Origin of the sequence: Methanothermobacter sp. CaT2 (assembly GCF_000828575.1) — an archaeon.
Classification (GTDB): Archaea; Methanobacteriota; Methanobacteria; order Methanobacteriales; family Methanothermobacteraceae; genus Methanothermobacter.
The window spans coordinates 1,472,700-1,489,762 of sequence record NZ_AP011952.1 but is presented as its reverse complement, the minus strand read 5'-3'; the positions used below and the strand labels follow the sequence as shown (position 1 = coordinate 1,489,762).

Below are 17,063 nucleotides of genomic sequence, written 5' to 3'. Positions count from 1 at the left end.
AGATAAAGATCCGTCACATATAAAGATTTGTGGGAAACAATGCCATTGAATTAATACCATGGTGTCTGATATGCGATGTGTTGTGATAGGGGGAGGGCCAGCTGGAAGGGCCGCTGCAATGGAGCTCGCAGCCCTCGACATGGACGTAATGCTTGTTGAAAAGAAACTGATTGGTGGGACATGCCTGAACGAGGGCTGTATGGTTGTATGTGGCCTCAATGACGTTGCAAGGTTCCTTGAGGAGGCCCGGCAACTCAGTGATCTTGGGGTGCTGGATGTTGAATGCTCAGCAGACTACCGCCGCATAGCAGGGGGTGTGAAGAGGACCCTTGAACGTATAAGGCATGTCACCGAGAGGGAGACCCTGGATGCCGGTATTGAAATACTTTACGGGGTGGCGGAGTTTGAGGATGATAGGCTCCTCGTTGAGGGGGAGGAGCTGGACTATGACAGACTCATAATCGCAACCGGAGCATCTCCCCTCATACCCCCCATTGAAGGCGCCAGCAAAGCCATAACATACCGGGACATCCTCGACCTCGACGGAATCCCTGATAAGCTCGTTATAATCGGTGGTGGGGTTATAGCAGCTGAATTTGCAGGCATATTCTCTTCCTTCGGATCAGAGGTCACGGTAGTATCAAGAAGCGGTTTTCTCAGTAAACTGGACCCCCTGATAAGGGACTATGTTTCAGAAAAGGTCCTCAGCGATGTCAGAATACTGGAGGATACATCAACCACAGAAATAGATGGATCCGGTGTTCAGACTTCTGGAGGCTACATAGAGGGCCTCCCAATGCTTGCAACGGGCCTCAGACCAAATTCGGATTTCCTGAAGGGTTTCCTTGAACTGGGACCCCGTGGAGGAGTTAAGGTGAATGACCGTATGGAGACCTCACGTGAGAATGTATATGCCGCCGGTGATGTTACAGGGGGCCATGGAACAACACCCGTTGCAAGGATGGAGGGTGTGGTGGCGGGGCTCAACGCCGCAGGTATTGAGAGGCGGGTTGATTACCGTTACCTCCCCTACTCAATCTCCCTCAGATACGATGTCGGATTCGTGGATATTCCTGGTGAGGATGGGAGAGAAGCCGTCATACCCGGCCTTGCAGGACCGGGGTCATTCTGGGGTGTTAATGATGGTAAAACAGGGATCAGCAAGGTCAGACTCCTTGATGATGGCAGCCCTTCAGGCATATACTCGGTTGCGCCCGGTGCAAGGCTCATCATGCCCTACCTCTCCCTCCTGATGAGGCTCGGTGTGTCCATGTATGAGTTTGAGGGCTTCGTTGAGACCCACCCCTCCACGGATTCCATATATAAGCTCATGAGGTTCCTTTCAAGGTACTGAAGCAGTCAATGGCACCCTGAAGGTTACTGTCTGCGGCATGCCTCCTCCTCTATGATCTCCGCAATTCTATCTGCAGCCCCCATCACGTCCCCACTGTACTTTCTGGCAGCCCTCCGGAGCTCATCTGACCTCTCAAGTGCTGCTGAAACAGCCTCCACGATATCCTCAGGGTCAGCCTCAAGGACCGCGCCCCTGAATACAGCCCCCATATTGTGGTACCTTCCATACTTGACACCCCTCAGTGCCACAACAGGGACCCCCAGTGCGATGGCCTCATGGACCATCACACCATCATCCGAGAGTACAGCAAGGTCAGCGATGCTGTAGAGGTCCTTCACCCAGTCAATGTAGCCCAGGTTTATTATTCCCTCATGGTCGATTATCTTGAGATACTCTTCCCTCAGGGGGTGGCCCAGCACCGTAATGTTCGCCTCCATGCCTGAATCTGCCAGCCTCGCTGCGGCCTCAGCCATCGCCTTAAAGAGGGATGATCCCGATGAAAGGACTATGGTCGGTCTGTCAGGGTCAAACTGTGGGGGCATCCTCCTGCAGGCAATTTCGGGGTCGCCAAGGGTTATATCATGACTTATTGGTGAGTATACACTTTCAACACCCTCAATGTCCCTGCCGAAGAGGTTTGACTCGGGCAGGGCCACGTTCCTGTTAAGCCTTGTGCAGACCTTTGCATCGGTGGGTGTTATCAGGATCCCGACTGCAGGGACGCCTGCAATCTTTGCTGCCAGGCACCCCACAACGGCTCCTCCCCCTATTACACCTACAACCACGTCTGGCCTGATGCGTCTTATGAGCCTCCAGGTCTCATAGATTGCCCTGGTGGTCCTGAGTGCTGCAGAGAGGAGTTTAGTTTTGCTTGCTGCATGGCCACCTGCCTGGGGTATCCTCACGCGGTGCCATTCAATGCCCCTCTTCCTGAAGAGTATCCCCGGTGCGCTGTGGTCAAGTGCGAATTCGCATTCAAATCCTCTCCTTTCAAGTGCGCCTGCTATATTAAGGGCTGTTATGGCGTCTCCTCCCATTCCGCGACCTGTTACCGTGAAAAGCGCCTTCATTATCATCACCAGCTCCATAAACATGATCTGTGAAAAAATTTCAGTGCAAAAACATCGTCTTAAAGTAGATTTAAATATTATACATTAAATAAGTGATTAATATGAACATAGGCCCCTATAATAACAGGCCGGACATGGGTCGCCTCAGGGAGATCATAAGGGTCATGACCAAGTACCACTTCGGGAATATCCTTGAGGCGGTTGGCCTTAAAAACAGGCTCTTCGAGACCCTTAAACTATATATAAAGAGCCCTGAGGAGGTACATGAACCCGCCCATGTACGTCTCAGGCTGGTTCTTGAGGAACTTGGAACAACCTTCATAAAACTGGGGCAGGTCCTGAGCACAAGGGCAGACCTTGTGGGTAGGGAGGTGGCTGAGGAGCTGGCCAAGCTTCAGGACGAGGCTCCACCGTTCCCCTTTGAGGATGTGAAGAGGGTCCTGGAATCTGAACTCGGAGTTCCCATGGAGGAAGTTTTCGCTGAATTTCAGGAGGAACCGGTTGCATCGGCATCAATAGGACAGGTCCACAGGGCCCGTCTAAGGAATGGTGATGCTGTTGCTGTGAAGGTCCAGCGCCCGGGCATAGCCGACACCGTGAAGAGCGACATAATGCTGATGAAGTACCTTGCAAAGCTTGCCAATGACAGGGTCCCCGGTTTGAGGTACTACAACCTGCCAGGGATAGTGGCTGAATTCGAAAGGGCCATCAGAAAGGAACTGGACTACCACCAGGAAGCCAACAATGTGGAGAGATTCCGTGCAATGTTCATGGATGATGAGACCGTTTACGCGCCCTACGTTTACAGGGAGTACTCAACAGGCAAGGTACTCACCATGGAGTATGTGGACGGTGTTAAGCTCACAGACATTTTAAAGTCAGATATAAAATTCAATGCACGGGTGATAGCCGAGAGGGGTGCCAGGTGTTACTTTAAACAGATATTCATACACGGGTTCTTCCATGCGGACCCCCACCCCGGCAATATTCTCGTCCAGAAGGGAAATGTCCTCTGTTTCCTCGATTTCGGGATGATGGGACATCTTGATCGTTCATTCAGGGACAGACTGGCAGAGCTTTTCATACTCCTTATGAACTATGATGTTAACGGTATAGTTAACCAGCTGAGGTACATGAACATCCTGACAGAGGAGACAGACCTTGAGGAGGTCAAGTATGACATAATAGACCTCCTTGACCGCTACTATGGTGCCGATGTCAGGAAGGTGGGGGAGATACTCACAGAGTTCACAATGCCTGGTATGATAAGGAGGCACAGAATAAGGATACCCCGTGACTTCGTGCTGCTTGCAAGGGTCATGAGCATGGCGGAGGACCTGGGTGAGAGGCTTGATCCAAGGTTCAATGGCCTTGAGGTTGCATGGGAGATGACCCATAAACTGATAAGAAACCGGCTCAACCCCCTGAGGAACCTTGATGAGGTGCCGGCGGCCATCATTGAACTGGAGCACATAATGAATGATCTCCCCCGTGGCCTGATAAGCGCCCTCCAGAAGCTGGAGGAGGGTAAATTGAAGATGGAACTGGAACACCGAAACCTTGACGAGATATCGGTGCGGATTGAACGGTCAACCAACAGGATATCACTTGCCATGCTCGTATCGGCACTCATAATAGGTTCATCGCTGGTCACGATCCCCCGGGAGGCCCTCATACTCGAGAGGTTCCCCTTCCTCGGGATATTCGGTTTTGCTGTGAGTTTTCTGATAGCCCTCGCACTTATAGTATCCATAATAAAGTCAAGGCGACTTAGCTGATGGTTAAATCACCGATTTTCTGATCCATGAGATGCATACGGATTGAAGAGAAGCCTCCTCACACCCACTGCGATTAAAACCGGGTTATCAACCCTGAAACTTCTTCTTCCAAGTAAAATTCTCCTCAGAAGATCCCCCAGGCCTCCGCCAGTCATTACATCCATGTAGAGGTCGCCGAAGGTTGGGTTTTCAATTCCGATTTTCTCCTCAAGGAACCCTGTGAGGTTCCCCCTCCTGAGGATGGCTGTGACGAGGGGGGCTGTGAGAAAGAGCATGAGAACTGACCATGGGCCTCCGGCGACGTAGAATGCAAGTCCCAGGGCCACTGCAAAGCTGTGGTTTCCGACCTCACCCATCATTATCCTTCCCAGGTAATCCAGGGGGGAGTAGGCAGCGCATACAGCCAGTACCAGGAGGGGTAGGTAGATGTCTGAACCAGCCGCGAATGCGATGGCTGCTGCCAGGAGGGACATGATTACTGTCAGGCTGCATGCAACACCAGGCTGCATATCTGCAATGTTAAGGGGCTGTATCATGAGGGCCACCAGGAGGGCGGCCGGTCCCATGATGGGGTATGTGAGGATGGTGACCGCTATGATACCAAGGCCCCTTGAGAGCTGACCCCACTCAACTGGAAGGTCACGGATCCTTCTCCTTCCTGAGAGGTCATCGATGAAGGCCAGGAGGCCCATGATGACAACAGGTGACCTCAGGGGCTCTGGCATGAAGACAGAGAGTACAATCCAGGGCACCAGACCCGTGCCCCGTGGTGTTCCTCCCCTCACATCAGTGTAGAGGTTCGAATCCCTCATACGTGATATGAGAGCCGCCATGAGAGGTGTCAGTGCAGCTACAGTGAATGCAGCCGCCATTATGGACCCGGGATCCTGTGAAGCATGCATTATGAATAGCGCATCCATTCCAGATCACCTGAAACCCGCTGATGTCTGGACCACAACGTTCCTTAGGCCCTCATCAATCATCACATCCTTCACCCTCATCATCTCATCCTCAGATGGTCTCTCAATATCCCTGCGCCTGAATTCGGGTCTGTAATCCAGGACGGTTACCTGAACGTCCCTGTTTATGGATGATATCCTTGAGGCCATGGCTGAGAGCTCATCTATGGATATGAGTGACCTGCTGTAGGGCACCCCCAGACCCATGAAGATGTCCCGGTGGTTCTCTGAAAGGTACCTGAATGCATTCCATGAATTATCAAGGTAAACCCTGGCGGTTTTCTCATCATGCAGTCCTGATATCTCCATGAAGGTCTCAGGCCTGAGGCCCTTGAGGTCAATCCCTATACGGTTCATTCCTGAATCCAGGAGTTCATCCAGATATTCAGGGGTAAGAATGGTTCCGTTGGTGTCAACATGGACGTTAACATCCCCTTTAAGTTCTCTGATTGCCCTGATGGTTGTGGAGAGCCATGTCCTGTTGAGGGTGCATTCACCGCCAGATATGGTGACAGTGCCGGTCCTGTAGATGGATTCAAGGCCCATGAGGATCCCTGCTGTTTCATGGGGGTCAAGCAGGTTTCCCTCTGATGTGAATGCAACCTGACTGTTCTGACACTGGGGACATCTCAGGTTGCAGCCATGGGTGAAGCACACCACCTCAACGGGAGCCCCTGTCTTCTCAGAAAATGGAGTTCCAACTCCACCGGCTGTGTGGGGACCAAAGCTGCTCACATACCTGAGTGGAGGTTCCGGTGCCGTCTCTATGACCATGCCCTCAGAGAGGGGTGTTACACAGGATGGTGCGATGCAGCCATCAATGGATACACTGCAGGCAAGGCAGGCCCCGGACCCGCAGGGTGAGAATACATCCCCCTCAGCCGGAATCATAGTCCTTCTAAGGCCCGCCCCCTCCAGGGCATCTCCAACTGTGCCTCCTGATCTGACCTCCCTCCCATTCACTGCTACCGTATATTCTTTAGGTTCAGGCTCCCCTGGCAGGATCGCGTCCTCAGGACATACAAGGAGGCATGCCCTGCAGCCAGTGCAGTTTTCACTGCATTTCAGTTCGCGGCAGTTTCCACATCCCCTGCATCGATCCTCAAGTCTCCTGAACATTCTGAATCCCCATGAAGTCACTGGATCTTGAATCTTAGAATCCCTGCCAGGCCTCCCAGTGATTCCAGCTGCTTTCCGCCCTCGTGTTCACTGCTTATGAGTACCACGGAACCGCCCATGCTCTCAACCATGTCGAGGTAGCCCTCAATGTCCTCCCTGCTAACAACCCTGTCCAGTACCAGGAGCTTCTCAACGGCCCCCATGTTAATGGCATCCATAACCTCAACCTTACCATAGACAACGGAGTCAGGGTCCCTGGCCAGCTTCTCAAGGAACTCGTTAACGTTCCTTATCTCAGAGGCTATCCTCTTCTCTGATGATACCCTTTCAACCGTCCCCTTCCTAAGAACCTCGGATATGCCTGCGCGCCCCCCGGTTCCGGTGTTCTCAAGTACCGCCTTCTTTGCGATTTCAGGATACCTCTCCATGAGGTAGTCATAGAAATCTGACTTGTAAAAGCCTGGTCCCGCTATTATGATTGTCTCAAGGTCTCCATGCTTCTGGAGTGACTCCACGATGCTCTCATAGAATTCCCGCCTCAGTTTACCCCGGTCCCTCTGCTGTATTCTCTTACCAGGAATGTGGCCTGTTATGGGGCCCCTGTACTCCACCCCGTACTGTCTTATGAGGCCCAGTTCAGCGACATCATCCTCCATTACAAGTATGATTGCCTTCAGATTCTTTGATGCCCTTACAGCCATCCTGAGCCTCTTAAGTGTCCATCTGCTCCAGTGCTCCTTCTGGATCCTCAGGGGTGTGTTGAGTTTTACCTCAAGGGTGTGGTGGGAGCCCATGGGTACAAGGTCCTCAGGGCCTCTCTCTATAACGCCGGTGGCCCTCAGTCTACCGGTGTAGATGTGGAAGCTGACAGTTTCCACCCTTATCCCAAGGTAAAATGTCTTTTTAACTCCCCTGTCACTTCTTATCTTCTCTCCACTGGTATCCTGTATCCTCCTCGTGGTCCTGGCTGATAGGAGGTCTCCCTCCTCTATTATGTGTGAGAGGTGCCAGAGATCATCAAGGGTTTCGGGTACGAGTTCAATGACACCGTTCTTCTCATCCTCTTCAACTATCCTCATGGATTCACCCTGAAAAATCATTGGCGGAGTTAATGATAATATATAAGAATGCTATTATAAAACTAGGAGTATTCTCATGGAAGGCTTCGGAGTGTAATGTGATGGGTGACTATGGATCTGGAACTGCAATCTTCCTCAGTATAATCGCCGGGTTTGTGATGCTCTTCTTCATCGATGGACTGTTTGTTTACACCTTCACCGGCTTTCTGGCAACCTACCTCACAAGGCCAGATAGGAGAAGCGCAGGGGAGGGGGGTACCGCATCCCTCCTACTTGCTGTTCTCAGCTTTGCCTCCGGGATGATATTCGGGCCAGAGATGCCTGGAAGAATCGCTGGACTTGTTGGACCTGATGTGTTCAGTCTGTCAGTGGGATTCTTGATTGTATGTGCCATCAGCCTCCTCCTTGGAAGTATCGGAGGTTACATAGCTGTTAAGGCCTTCAGAAATGATGTGGATAGGCTGTGAGTACTTGATGTCATGGATAATGAAACGGTAGGTAAGATGATTATCAGCATCATAGGGGGTACCCGTGGACTTGGATACTGGATAGCCAGGTTCCTGAGGAAGGAGGGCCTCAGGGTCATAATCACCGGGAGGGACCCTGATACTGGCAGATCAGCCGCCGGAAGGATAGGTGCGGAGTACTGCCGTGACAATGTGAGGGCTGCCTCACTGGCCGATGTTGTGGTTGTATCCGTCCCGATAGAGGTGACCTCGGATGTCCTCAGGGAGGTTGCGCCCCATGTAAGGGAGGGTGGACTCCTCATGGATGTGACCTCAGTCAAGGAGGAGCCGGCCAGGGTCATGGAGAGGTTCATAGCCAGGGGCGCCCACTACATCCCGGCCCATCCAATGTTTGGACCCCGTGTATCATCCCTTGAGGGGCAGGTCGTCGTCCTAACACCCTCCGGGGATAACCCCTGGCTTGATGATGTGATCCGGTTCCTTGAGGAGAGAAAGGCCCGTGTGATAGTCACCGACCCATCCACCCATGACCGTATGATGAGTGTTGTTCAGGTCCTCACACACTTCGCCTACATAAGCATAGCAGCCACACTGGAGGCTGAGGGTGTTGACATAAGGGAGTCCCGTAAGTTTGCAAGCCCAATCTACAACCTTATGATAGATACGATAGCCAGGATAGTGGCCCAGAACCCCTACCTTGCCTATTCGATCCAGACCCACAACACCTACGGGCAGGAGATGCGTGATTGTTTCCTGAGAACTGCTACCAGGCTAAACGAGATGCTGAGGGATGGGCGGATGGATGACTTTGTGGCAGGGATGGGCCTTGCAGCCAAGAACATAGATGATGTGGAGGCATCACTTGGAAGATCAGATAAGGCCATAGAGGCACTTAATCAGGAACTGATTGTGCTGAGGAACTCTGTTGGTCAGGAGATTGGCATCAAGCACATCTATTCAGGCAGGGTGCATGTTGGTGTACTTGAGTCTGTTACACCTGACTATGCCATGCTGAGGTCCGGTAAGAGGGTCATGAAGTTCAAGATCTCCAATATCAGGGTGCTGTCAGAGGAGGAACTCCGCCGCTGGAAGGTTGAAAACCTTGATCTGAGGGTCTATGATGTATCTGCTGTTTTTTCTGATTCCGTGGATCCAGAGGTCATAGCACACCTGATTGGTCTGCTTGAGTGTGTGGTTGATGTGAAAATTGTTGACCTTTACCGTGGGCCCCAGATACCCCCTGATCATTTCAGCTTAACCCTCAGAGTGAGGGTGTTTGACAGGGAGTGTTATGAGGAGATTCTGGGTGTTCTGAGGGGTATCGGTGCCTCAATAAGGTGATCCTGACCCTTTCTGTGTAACTCTGTTTAATACCACATCGCACAAAATCCATCTAATAGTATATAAACTTTACCGAAACATTTATATATGATTACCCGTACATGTATTATAGTAACCTAAATTTACTAAAATATTCCGTTAAATTAAATATCAACCGAAATCATAATAATAATCATAAAGAGGTGGGTTGTATGACAAAAAAAGAGATAAAATTAAAGGTTGCAGAGGCCCTGGCCCAGCAGGACGTCGGGAGGGGAATAGCCCGTGTGGACCCTGCATGCATGGAAAAACTGGGTCTTTCAGATGGAGACATAATTGAAATAGAGGGCAAAAAACTGACAGCTGCAACTGTAGTATCATCACAGTCCGACATAGGACTCGGAATAATAAGGATAGATGGATACCTCCGTAAAAACGCCGGCGCATCCATAGGCGAAGAGGTGACAGTCAGAAGGGCCGACGTTAAGGACGCCCAGAAGGTCGTTCTGGCCCCAGTGGACCAGGAGGTCATAATAAGGGGGGACATAAGATCAGCATTCCTCAACAGGGTACTTGTTAAGGGAGACATAATAGTATCAGGTATCAGACAGCATATATCCGGCGGCGGACTCTTCGACGAGTTCTTCAGGGACTTCATGGACATATCACCCCTCGGAGAGATCAAACTGGCCGTCGTATCAACAAGTCCCGCAGGTGTTGTGCGTGTAACACCCTCAACACAGGTCGAGATGCAGCAAAAACCCGTGGACGTCAGCAAACTCGAGGGCGTCAAGAACCTCGTTGACGTCACCTACGAGGACATCGGGGGCCTCAAGGAGGAGGTCAAAAAGGTCCGGGAAATGATAGAGATCCCCCTCAAGAGACCGGAACTCTTCGAAAGGCTTGGAATAACACCACCAAAGGGTGTCCTCATGCACGGACCACCGGGGACGGGTAAAACGCTACTGGCGAAGGCCGTTGCCAACGAGAGCGACGCCCACTTCATAGCCATCAACGGACCCGAGATAATGAGCAAATACGTCGGGGGATCCGAGGAGAGGCTCAGGGAATTCTTCGAGGAAGCAGAAGAGAACGCTCCATCAATCATATTCATCGATGAGATAGACGCCATAGCACCCAAAAGGGAAGACGTGAGTGGAGAGGTTGAAAGGAGGATCGTTGCCCAGCTCCTCACCCTGATGGACGGCCTCAAGAGCAGGGGCCAGGTTGTTGTCATAGGTGCAACCAACAGACCCGACGCCCTTGACCCTGCACTCAGAAGGCCGGGCCGCTTTGACAGGGAAATCGAGATAGGAGTCCCTGACAGGGAGGAAAGGAAGGAGATACTCCAGATACACACCAGGGGGATGCCCCTTGCAGATGACGTTGACCTCGATGAACTGGCAGAGATAACCCATGGATTTGTGGGTGCAGACCTTGAGTCACTCTGTAAGGAATCCGCCATGAGGGTCCTGAGGAGGGTGCTCCCGGAGATAAAGGCTGATGAGGAGATACCCAAGGAGGTCCTCAAGAAGATGGTGGTAACAAGGGCCGACTTCAAGGACGCCCTCAAGGAGATACAGCCATCAGCCCTCAGGGAGGTCCTGGTACAGGTCCCCAACGTTTCATGGGACGACATAGGAGGCCTGGAGGGCGCAAAGCAGGAGCTGAGGGAGGCTGTTGAGTGGCCCCTCAAGTACCCCGACAGATTCAAGAAGTTCGGAATCAGACCGCCAAAGGGTATTCTCCTGCACGGATCACCGGGTACCGGTAAAACACTCCTGGCAAAGGCCGTTGCCAATGAGAGCCAGGCAAACTTCATAGCGGTTAAGGGTCCGGAGCTCCTGTCAAAGTGGGTCGGTGAATCAGAGAAGGGTGTGCGTGAAGTTTTCAGAAAAGCACGTCAGACAGCTCCCACAGTGATATTCTTCGATGAGATAGACTCAATAGCCTCAGTGAGGAGTGGAAGCACCGCCGACTCCGGCGTAACCCAGAGGGTGGTCAACCAGCTGCTCACAGAGATCGATGGACTTGAAGAGCTGCAGGATGTGGCGGTTATAGCCGCGACAAACAGGCCCGACATCCTCGACCCCGCACTCCTCAGGCCTGGAAGATTCGACAGGCACGTCAAGGTTGAGGATCCAGATAAGGAGGCAAGGCTCGCAATATTCAGGGTCCACACAAAGGACATGCCCCTTGCAGATGACGTTGATCTTGAAAAACTTGCAGAGAAAACTGAGGGATACGTCGGTGCAGACATTGAGGCTGTATGCAGAGAAGCCGCCATGCTGACCCTCAGGGATAACATGGACGCCGAGGAGGTCTCAATGAAGTACTTCCTTGAGGCCATGGAGAAAGTAAAACCAAAGGGCGGCGTAGAGGAGCAGGTCCAGTACCACTAACTCCTCAATAAATTTTTTTATTTCTGTAGAAATCTCATTTGGCTGGTCTGGAACTGTAATCAGAAGAAGCAGTGGGATTCCACGTTATAGGATTTTTCTATTTTTTCCCGTTAACTGTTATTACACGTGTTAGTGCATAGAGTGGGATTGGTCAGATTGGGGTGGATGATGCTTTGCCTCGATGACGAGATGGTTCTTATCATCAAAATCATGATATGGGTATCCACTGTCTAGATTTTTCTCGATTTCATTATAATCAGATGGGAATCATGCTCCGGCGACCAATAACTATACCAACCCAGAGGCCCTAATGCTTATAATAGTCCTGAACATCCGAATCCATGAAAACAATGGCAAAATATGGTAATGAAGCTAAAACTCTCCTAAATTTACCAACATTAATGGTCTCTGAGGGTGGTCAACAGGATGTGCTGTGATGGTCTGACATTAGCATCCCAGAAAAGTCCATTAACTATTTTTAAGTGATGACCCACAACCTATTATCTACAGACAAGGAACTCCAAGATGTTAACCGGGTGATGCAATGCCATATAAAGTTAAAGATATTTCACTAGCCCCTCAGGGCGAAAAAAAGATCAGATGGGTTCAGGAACACATGCCTGTACTTGAAAGGATAAAAAGTGACTTCTCAGAGGAGAAACCATTCAAAGGAGTTACCATAGGATCATGCCTTCACCTCGAACCAAAGACCATAAACCTTGGTCTCACACTCCAGGCAGGCGGTGCAGAGGTCGCCATGACCGGATGCAACCCCCTATCAACCCAGGACGACGCCACAGCCGCGGGGGCGAAGATGGGACTCAACATTTACGGGTGGCGTGGGGAGACAAACGAGGAATACTATGAGAACATACACCGCGTCCTGGACCATGAACCTGAAATCCTCATAGACGATGGTGCAGACATGATATTCCTTGTCCACCGGGAGAGGCCGGAGCTCCTTGATGGGATAATAGGTGCCTGTGAAGAGACAACCACTGGTATAAACCGGTTGAGGGCAATGGCAGCCGACGGAGCCCTCAAATTCCCTGTGATGGCGGTGAACGACGCCTACACCAAGTACCTCTTTGACAACCGCTACGGTACCGGACAGTCAACCTTTGACTCCATAATGGGGACCACCAACATGCTGATAGCCGGGAAGACCGTCGTGGTCTGCGGATACGGGTGGTGCGGTCGCGGTATAGCCATGAGGGCTGAGGGACTTGGAGCCAGTGTAATAGTGACCGAAGTGGATCCCATAAGAGCTCTTGAAGCACGTATGGATGGTTTCAGGGTTATGAAGGTTTCAGATGCTGTTAAGGAGGCCGATATACTCATAACAGCCACCGGGAACACAGACGTGGTTTCTGAATCCGAATTCATGAACATGAAGGATGGCTGTGTCATGGCGAACTCCGGCCACTTCAACGTTGAGATAAACCGGGAGGCCCTTGAAGAGCTCTCAAGGGAGACAGGAAAGGTTAAGGAGGACATCGAAGTGTTCATAATGCCTGATGGACGTAAAATATACCTTCTGGCTGAGGGCAGGCTTGTGAACCTTGCATCCGAGCGTGGCCAGGGTCATCCTGCAGAGATAATGGATATGAGCTTTGCAATGCAGGCACTATCAGCAAGACACCTCCTCCAGGAGAAACCAGACCCTGGAGTCTACCGGGCACCCGATGAGATAGACCTGATGGTTGCCCGGATGAAACTCGATGCCATGGGCATTGAGATCGATGAACTCACAGAAAAACAGAGACTCTACCTTGAAAACTGGGAAGAAGGAACCTGATCTATCTGCAGGTGACCATATTGGGATTTTTCAGGTTGATAGATAAGGGGGATGGCCCTGTAAGGTTATTTGTGGGTGGTGTGCATGGAAGGGAGGGTCTCACCACCATAAGGGCCCTCAGAAGACTGGGTTTCAATGACATAGATAATGGCAGGCTGATAATATACAGCTGCAACCCCACTCCCTACATCAGCACCCTCAACCCTGACTACTACAGGAGCCCCCAGGGGAGGGAGATACTCAGACTCATAGAGAAGTACCGGCCATCAACCTACCTTGAGGCCCACTGCTACCGCAGGGAAAACTATGATAAGCTCACAGATCCGTCAAGGAAGTCATCTGAGGGTGTTCCTCCACTCATAGAACTTGAAGAGGGTGTGCTTATAGGATCGGTGTCTCCACATATACGTAAGAAGCTCTTCAAACGTGATGATATCTGTCTCACAGTTGAGATGCCATGTCTGGATGGTGGATCAGACAGGAGTCTTGATGTCTATGTGGAATTCCTCAGGACGGTTGCATCCTCGGAAACCAGGGAAGAACTTGAACTTCGCCTTGAAGGCAGGTATCCTGTGCAGGTTGAAACCGCGAGAAGATATGCCCGGGAGTTCTTCGGGGAGTACCCGCCATTCTGATAGAGGATCCTGGACTAAAATCCCTGAAATCCAGAATGGACATGGTACCCCTTCAGCATATGATCTTCTGAGAGTCTATAAAGATCCGGAGAGGGTGAGAGAATCAGCAGGCTGAAATCATATATAAAGAGGCTCATAAGACTTGTTGAAATGGAGAGGGAAGCCGAAATAAGCGCCATGATGAATGAGATAAGGAGGCTTTCCCCCCGACAGCGCGAGAGGGCTGGAAGGGCTGTGAATGGATTGAACGGTAAGATAACCGGGAGGGAGCTGGGATTTCACCTTGTCAAGTACGGAAGACGTGACCCCATAGACACCCAGATATCCGTGGGTGACCTCGTCCTTATAAGTAGGGGAAACCCCCTCAGGAGCGACCTGACAGGTACCGTTGCAATGAAGGGTAAGAGATTCCTGGTTGTTGCCCTTGAACATGTTCCTGGATGGGCCCTCAAAAATGTGAGGATAGACCTCTATGCCAATGATGTGACCTTTCAGAGAATGATTGACAACCTCAAATCCCCAACCAGAAACGTTCTCAGGGTCCTGGGTTTCCTCTGTGGTACAGAAAAACCTTCAGATGGGGTTGATGGGCTTGATTTCCAGGCTGTGGACCCGGAACTCAACGAATCACAGAGGGATGCCATCAGGATGGCCCTTGGATCAGAGGATTTTTTTCTCATACACGGCCCCTTTGGAACCGGTAAAACCCGCACCCTCCATGAGCTAATAAGGCAGGAGGTCATGAGGGGCAGCCGGGTCCTTGTAACCGCCGAGAGCAACGCAGCAGTTGATAACCTCCTTGAGGGAATTGCAGGTCATGTTAAATGCGTCCGCCTGGGACACCCCCAGAGGGTTTCAAGGGAAAACCTGATGGAGACCCTTGCCTATAAAATTGAAAACCACCCTGAATACAGGAAAGTCCAGGAATACCAGGAGAAGATCGATGAACTCATAGAGGAACGTGAGAGGCACCAGAAACCCACCCCACAGATCAGGAGGGGCCTCAGTGACACCCAGATACTCATCAACGCCACAAAGAGGAGGGGTGCAAGGGGCATCTCACCCAACGTCATGATCTCAATGGCCCGCTGGATAGAGACAAACCAGAGGATAGATGACCTCCACAGTAAGCTTCAGGAGGCAGAGATGAGAATCGCTGACAGGATACTCCGGGAGAGCCAGGTTGTCCTTTCAACCAACTCATCTGCAGCCCTCGAGTACATAGATGGCTTAAGGTTCGATGTCGCCATCGTCGATGAAGCATCCCAGGCCACAATACCAAGCATACTCATACCCCTTGCAAGGGCACCAAGATTCATACTGGCAGGGGATCACAGGCAGCTTCCACCCACAATACTCAGCAGAGATGCATCCGAACTTGAGAGGACACTCTTTGAAGAACTTATCGAACGCCACCCGGGCAGGTCCAGGATGCTGAAGTGCCAGTACCGCATGCACCCGGCCATAATGGAGTTCCCCAACCGTGAATTCTATGATGGGAGGATAAGGGCCCATCCATCCCTTGAGGGTATATCCATCAGGGATATCATCGAGGATGTCCCTGACTCAGATATCTGCCAGAAACTCGCAGATCCCGACCCCGTCCTCTTCATTGACACTTCAGGACTGGATGGCTGTGAGCGCAGGCTAAAGGGTTCAACCTCAATACAGAACCCCCTTGAAGCGGACCTTGCAGTTATAATCTCCCGTTCACTCATGAGGATGGGTGTTAAACCTGAGGAGATCGGTATAATAACCCCCTACGATGACCAGGTGGACCTCATCTCATCCATGATAGATGTCGAGGTGAACAGTGTTGACGGATTCCAGGGACGTGAGAAGGATGTTATAATAATCTCAATGGTCAGAAGCAATAGGAATGGCAGTATAGGGTTTCTGAAGGATTTAAGGCGTCTAAACGTTTCACTCACCCGTGCCCGACGCAAGCTCATAATAATAGGGGATAGCCGGACACTCTCAGCCCACCCCTCCTACAGGCGGCTCACTGAATTCTGCAGAAAAAGGGGATTCCTTGATGAACCAGGCCTCGATGAGGTCATGAAGTGGGGTGCTTCATAAAAATTAATGCTTTCAGAACCAGTCCTCCAGGCTCTTCTGGGTGGAGGATGCACCCTCAAATTTTTTAAGCGCCGCCCTCACACGGTCCTCTGAAAAGCCGTGTTCAGTGCAAAGGAACTCGATAACACCTTCCACGTCAGGTTTTCTCCACCTGATCTCATAGTCCTCTGAAACCTCTGGCTCCAGAAATATCCCCCTGAGGACCTGGGGGTCGCCACCTATGTCAGCTTCAAGGTCCCTGATGACGTTGAAAATGTCGCCCTTCTCCCTGATGAGTTTGAGTCCCCTCCTTGCGCCTATCCCCTTTACACCCTCATTGAAGTCAGTCCCGACGAGTAGTGCCATATCCACGAGCTGTGTGTGGCTGATTGAGAGTTCCCTGAGGGTGGACTCCAGTTCAATGATCTCGGGGTCCTCAAGTTTTCCGCTGAGGGTGAGGTTCCTTACAACCCTTGGGGCGCCGAAAAGGAGACAGTCATAGTCCTGGGATGCCACGGCCCATGCATCGCCCATCTTAACCATGTATGATGCCTGAGCCTCCCCCTCACCGGGTGCCTGTACATAGGGTATTCCCAGAAGTTCCAGGAGCCTCTTTGAACTCTCCAGTATTTCTGAGGACATCCTTGCGGACCTTACAGCATATTTTCTCGCCCTGTCAATGTCCCCCTCCTCAAGGGCCCTCTTCCACTCAACCTCAGATTTCTTCCGGATATCAGCCCTCCTGCTCACGGTCTCGCCCTTGAGGTGATGGGACCTTCCATCGAAGACATATATGACCCTTATCTCCATCTCCATGACCGCGGCCGTCCTGTAGAGTATGCCGCTGAGGTGTGATGTTACTCTACCCCTGGAATCCATGAGGGGTGTTCCATCCCTCTGCCTTATGCTTGATAGGAACTGGTAGAGTGTGTTGGCTGCATCGACTGCAACTGTTCTTCCCCTAAGGTCCTCAAGGCGTATCCTGCGGGGTGATACAACATCCCTGAGTTTAACTCCCATATGA

Annotated in this window: 13 protein-coding genes; 8 read left to right on the top strand and 5 right to left on the bottom strand. The window is 51.4% G+C overall.

From position 1 onward, the window contains the following. Positions 1–70 precede the first annotated feature (70 nt). On the top strand, positions 71–1,354 hold the full coding sequence (locus MTCT_RS07665; protein WP_048176172.1) for an NAD(P)/FAD-dependent oxidoreductase: 1,284 nt from the start codon (positions 71–73) through the stop codon (positions 1,352–1,354). Between the two features lie 23 nt (positions 1,355–1,377). Here the strand turns inward: MTCT_RS07665 and MTCT_RS07660 are convergent, their stop codons facing one another. Continuing rightward, positions 1,378–2,424: a glycosyltransferase gene (locus MTCT_RS07660; RefSeq protein WP_048176170.1), complete on the bottom strand. Its 1,047-nt coding sequence runs from the start codon at positions 2,422–2,424 to the stop codon at positions 1,378–1,380. Positions 2,425–2,525: 101 nt separating this feature from the next. On the opposite strand from MTCT_RS07660, the gene MTCT_RS07655 reads away from it, so the two are divergent. Beyond that, positions 2,526–4,202, top strand: a complete 1,677-nt coding sequence (locus MTCT_RS07655; RefSeq protein WP_048176168.1) for an AarF/ABC1/UbiB kinase family protein — start codon at positions 2,526–2,528, stop codon at positions 4,200–4,202. An 8-nt stretch (positions 4,203–4,210) separates the two neighbouring features. Here MTCT_RS07655 and MTCT_RS07650 read toward each other — a convergent pair whose 3' ends face one another. From MTCT_RS07650 to MTCT_RS07640, 3 genes are read right to left on the bottom strand one after another with little or no spacing between them, the layout of a single operon-like run. After that, a complete protein-coding gene (locus MTCT_RS07650) occupies positions 4,211–5,122 on the bottom strand; it encodes a hypothetical protein (RefSeq protein WP_231855283.1) in 912 nt (303 codons plus the stop codon). A gap of 6 nt (positions 5,123–5,128) precedes the next feature. Further along, the gene (locus MTCT_RS07645) at positions 5,129–6,280 is read right to left on the bottom strand and encodes a radical SAM protein (protein WP_048176166.1); all 1,152 of its coding nucleotides are present in this window, start codon (positions 6,278–6,280) and stop codon (positions 5,129–5,131) included. 17 nt (positions 6,281–6,297) lie between these two features. Then, positions 6,298–7,359, bottom strand: a complete 1,062-nt coding sequence (locus tag MTCT_RS07640) for an mRNA surveillance protein pelota (RefSeq protein WP_048176164.1) — start codon at positions 7,357–7,359, stop codon at positions 6,298–6,300. Between the two features lie 101 nt (positions 7,360–7,460). On the opposite strand from MTCT_RS07640, the gene MTCT_RS07635 reads away from it, so the two are divergent. The 6 genes from MTCT_RS07635 to MTCT_RS07610 all read left to right on the top strand — a co-directional run bounded on the left by MTCT_RS07635 (position 7,461) and on the right by MTCT_RS07610 (position 16,060). Continuing rightward, the gene (locus MTCT_RS07635) at positions 7,461–7,826 is read left to right on the top strand and encodes a hypothetical protein (protein ID WP_231855282.1); all 366 of its coding nucleotides are present in this window, start codon (positions 7,461–7,463) and stop codon (positions 7,824–7,826) included. A gap of 12 nt (positions 7,827–7,838) precedes the next feature. Further along, complete coding sequence (locus MTCT_RS07630) at positions 7,839–9,167, top strand: prephenate dehydrogenase (RefSeq protein ID WP_048176160.1); 1,329 nt, start codon at positions 7,839–7,841, stop codon at positions 9,165–9,167. Between the two features lie 191 nt (positions 9,168–9,358). Beyond that, positions 9,359–11,548, top strand: a complete 2,190-nt coding sequence (locus MTCT_RS07625; protein ID WP_048061106.1) for a CDC48 family AAA ATPase — start codon at positions 9,359–9,361, stop codon at positions 11,546–11,548. Positions 11,549–12,092: 544 nt separating this feature from the next. Further along, positions 12,093–13,346: an adenosylhomocysteinase gene (gene ahcY / locus MTCT_RS07620; RefSeq protein WP_048176158.1), complete on the top strand. Its 1,254-nt coding sequence runs from the start codon at positions 12,093–12,095 to the stop codon at positions 13,344–13,346. 11 nt (positions 13,347–13,357) lie between these two features. Then, a complete protein-coding gene (locus MTCT_RS07615) occupies positions 13,358–13,981 on the top strand; it encodes a DUF2119 domain-containing protein (RefSeq protein WP_333473161.1) in 624 nt (207 codons plus the stop codon). Positions 13,982–14,131: 150 nt separating this feature from the next. Continuing rightward, positions 14,132–16,060 carry an IGHMBP2 family helicase gene (locus tag MTCT_RS07610; protein WP_048176155.1) on the top strand — a complete coding sequence of 643 codons (1,929 nt, stop codon included), beginning with the start codon at positions 14,132–14,134 and terminating at the stop codon, positions 16,058–16,060. A gap of 12 nt (positions 16,061–16,072) precedes the next feature. Here the strand turns inward: MTCT_RS07610 and fen are convergent, their stop codons facing one another. Beyond that, positions 16,073–17,059, bottom strand: a complete 987-nt coding sequence (gene fen / locus MTCT_RS07605; protein ID WP_048176154.1) for a flap endonuclease-1 — start codon at positions 17,057–17,059, stop codon at positions 16,073–16,075. Between the last annotated feature and the right edge of the window lie 4 nt (positions 17,060–17,063).

What these genes read in the sequence shown, in the direction of transcription:
- MTCT_RS07665 (WP_048176172.1), top strand. Translation starts at nt 71, where the DNA reads ATGCGATGTGTTGTGATAGGGGGAGGGCCAGCTGGAAGGGCCGCTGCA.
- MTCT_RS07660 (WP_048176170.1), bottom strand. Translation starts at nt 2,424, where the DNA reads ATGAAGGCGCTTTTCACGGTAACAGGTCGCGGAATGGGAGGAGACGCC.
- MTCT_RS07655 (WP_048176168.1), top strand. Translation starts at nt 2,526, where the DNA reads ATGAACATAGGCCCCTATAATAACAGGCCGGACATGGGTCGCCTCAGG.
- MTCT_RS07650 (WP_231855283.1), bottom strand. Translation starts at nt 5,122, where the DNA reads ATGGATGCGCTATTCATAATGCATGCTTCACAGGATCCCGGGTCCATA.
- MTCT_RS07645 (WP_048176166.1), bottom strand. Translation starts at nt 6,280, where the DNA reads ATGTTCAGGAGACTTGAGGATCGATGCAGGGGATGTGGAAACTGCCGC.
- MTCT_RS07640 (WP_048176164.1), bottom strand. Translation starts at nt 7,359, where the DNA reads ATGAGGATAGTTGAAGAGGATGAGAAGAACGGTGTCATTGAACTCGTA.
- MTCT_RS07635 (WP_231855282.1), top strand. Translation starts at nt 7,461, where the DNA reads ATGGGTGACTATGGATCTGGAACTGCAATCTTCCTCAGTATAATCGCC.
- MTCT_RS07630 (WP_048176160.1), top strand. Translation starts at nt 7,839, where the DNA reads ATGGATAATGAAACGGTAGGTAAGATGATTATCAGCATCATAGGGGGT.
- MTCT_RS07625 (WP_048061106.1), top strand. Translation starts at nt 9,359, where the DNA reads ATGACAAAAAAAGAGATAAAATTAAAGGTTGCAGAGGCCCTGGCCCAG.
- ahcY (WP_048176158.1), top strand. Translation starts at nt 12,093, where the DNA reads ATGCCATATAAAGTTAAAGATATTTCACTAGCCCCTCAGGGCGAAAAA.
- MTCT_RS07610 (WP_048176155.1), top strand. Translation starts at nt 14,132, where the DNA reads ATGGAGAGGGAAGCCGAAATAAGCGCCATGATGAATGAGATAAGGAGG.
- fen (WP_048176154.1), bottom strand. Translation starts at nt 17,059, where the DNA reads ATGGGAGTTAAACTCAGGGATGTTGTATCACCCCGCAGGATACGCCTT.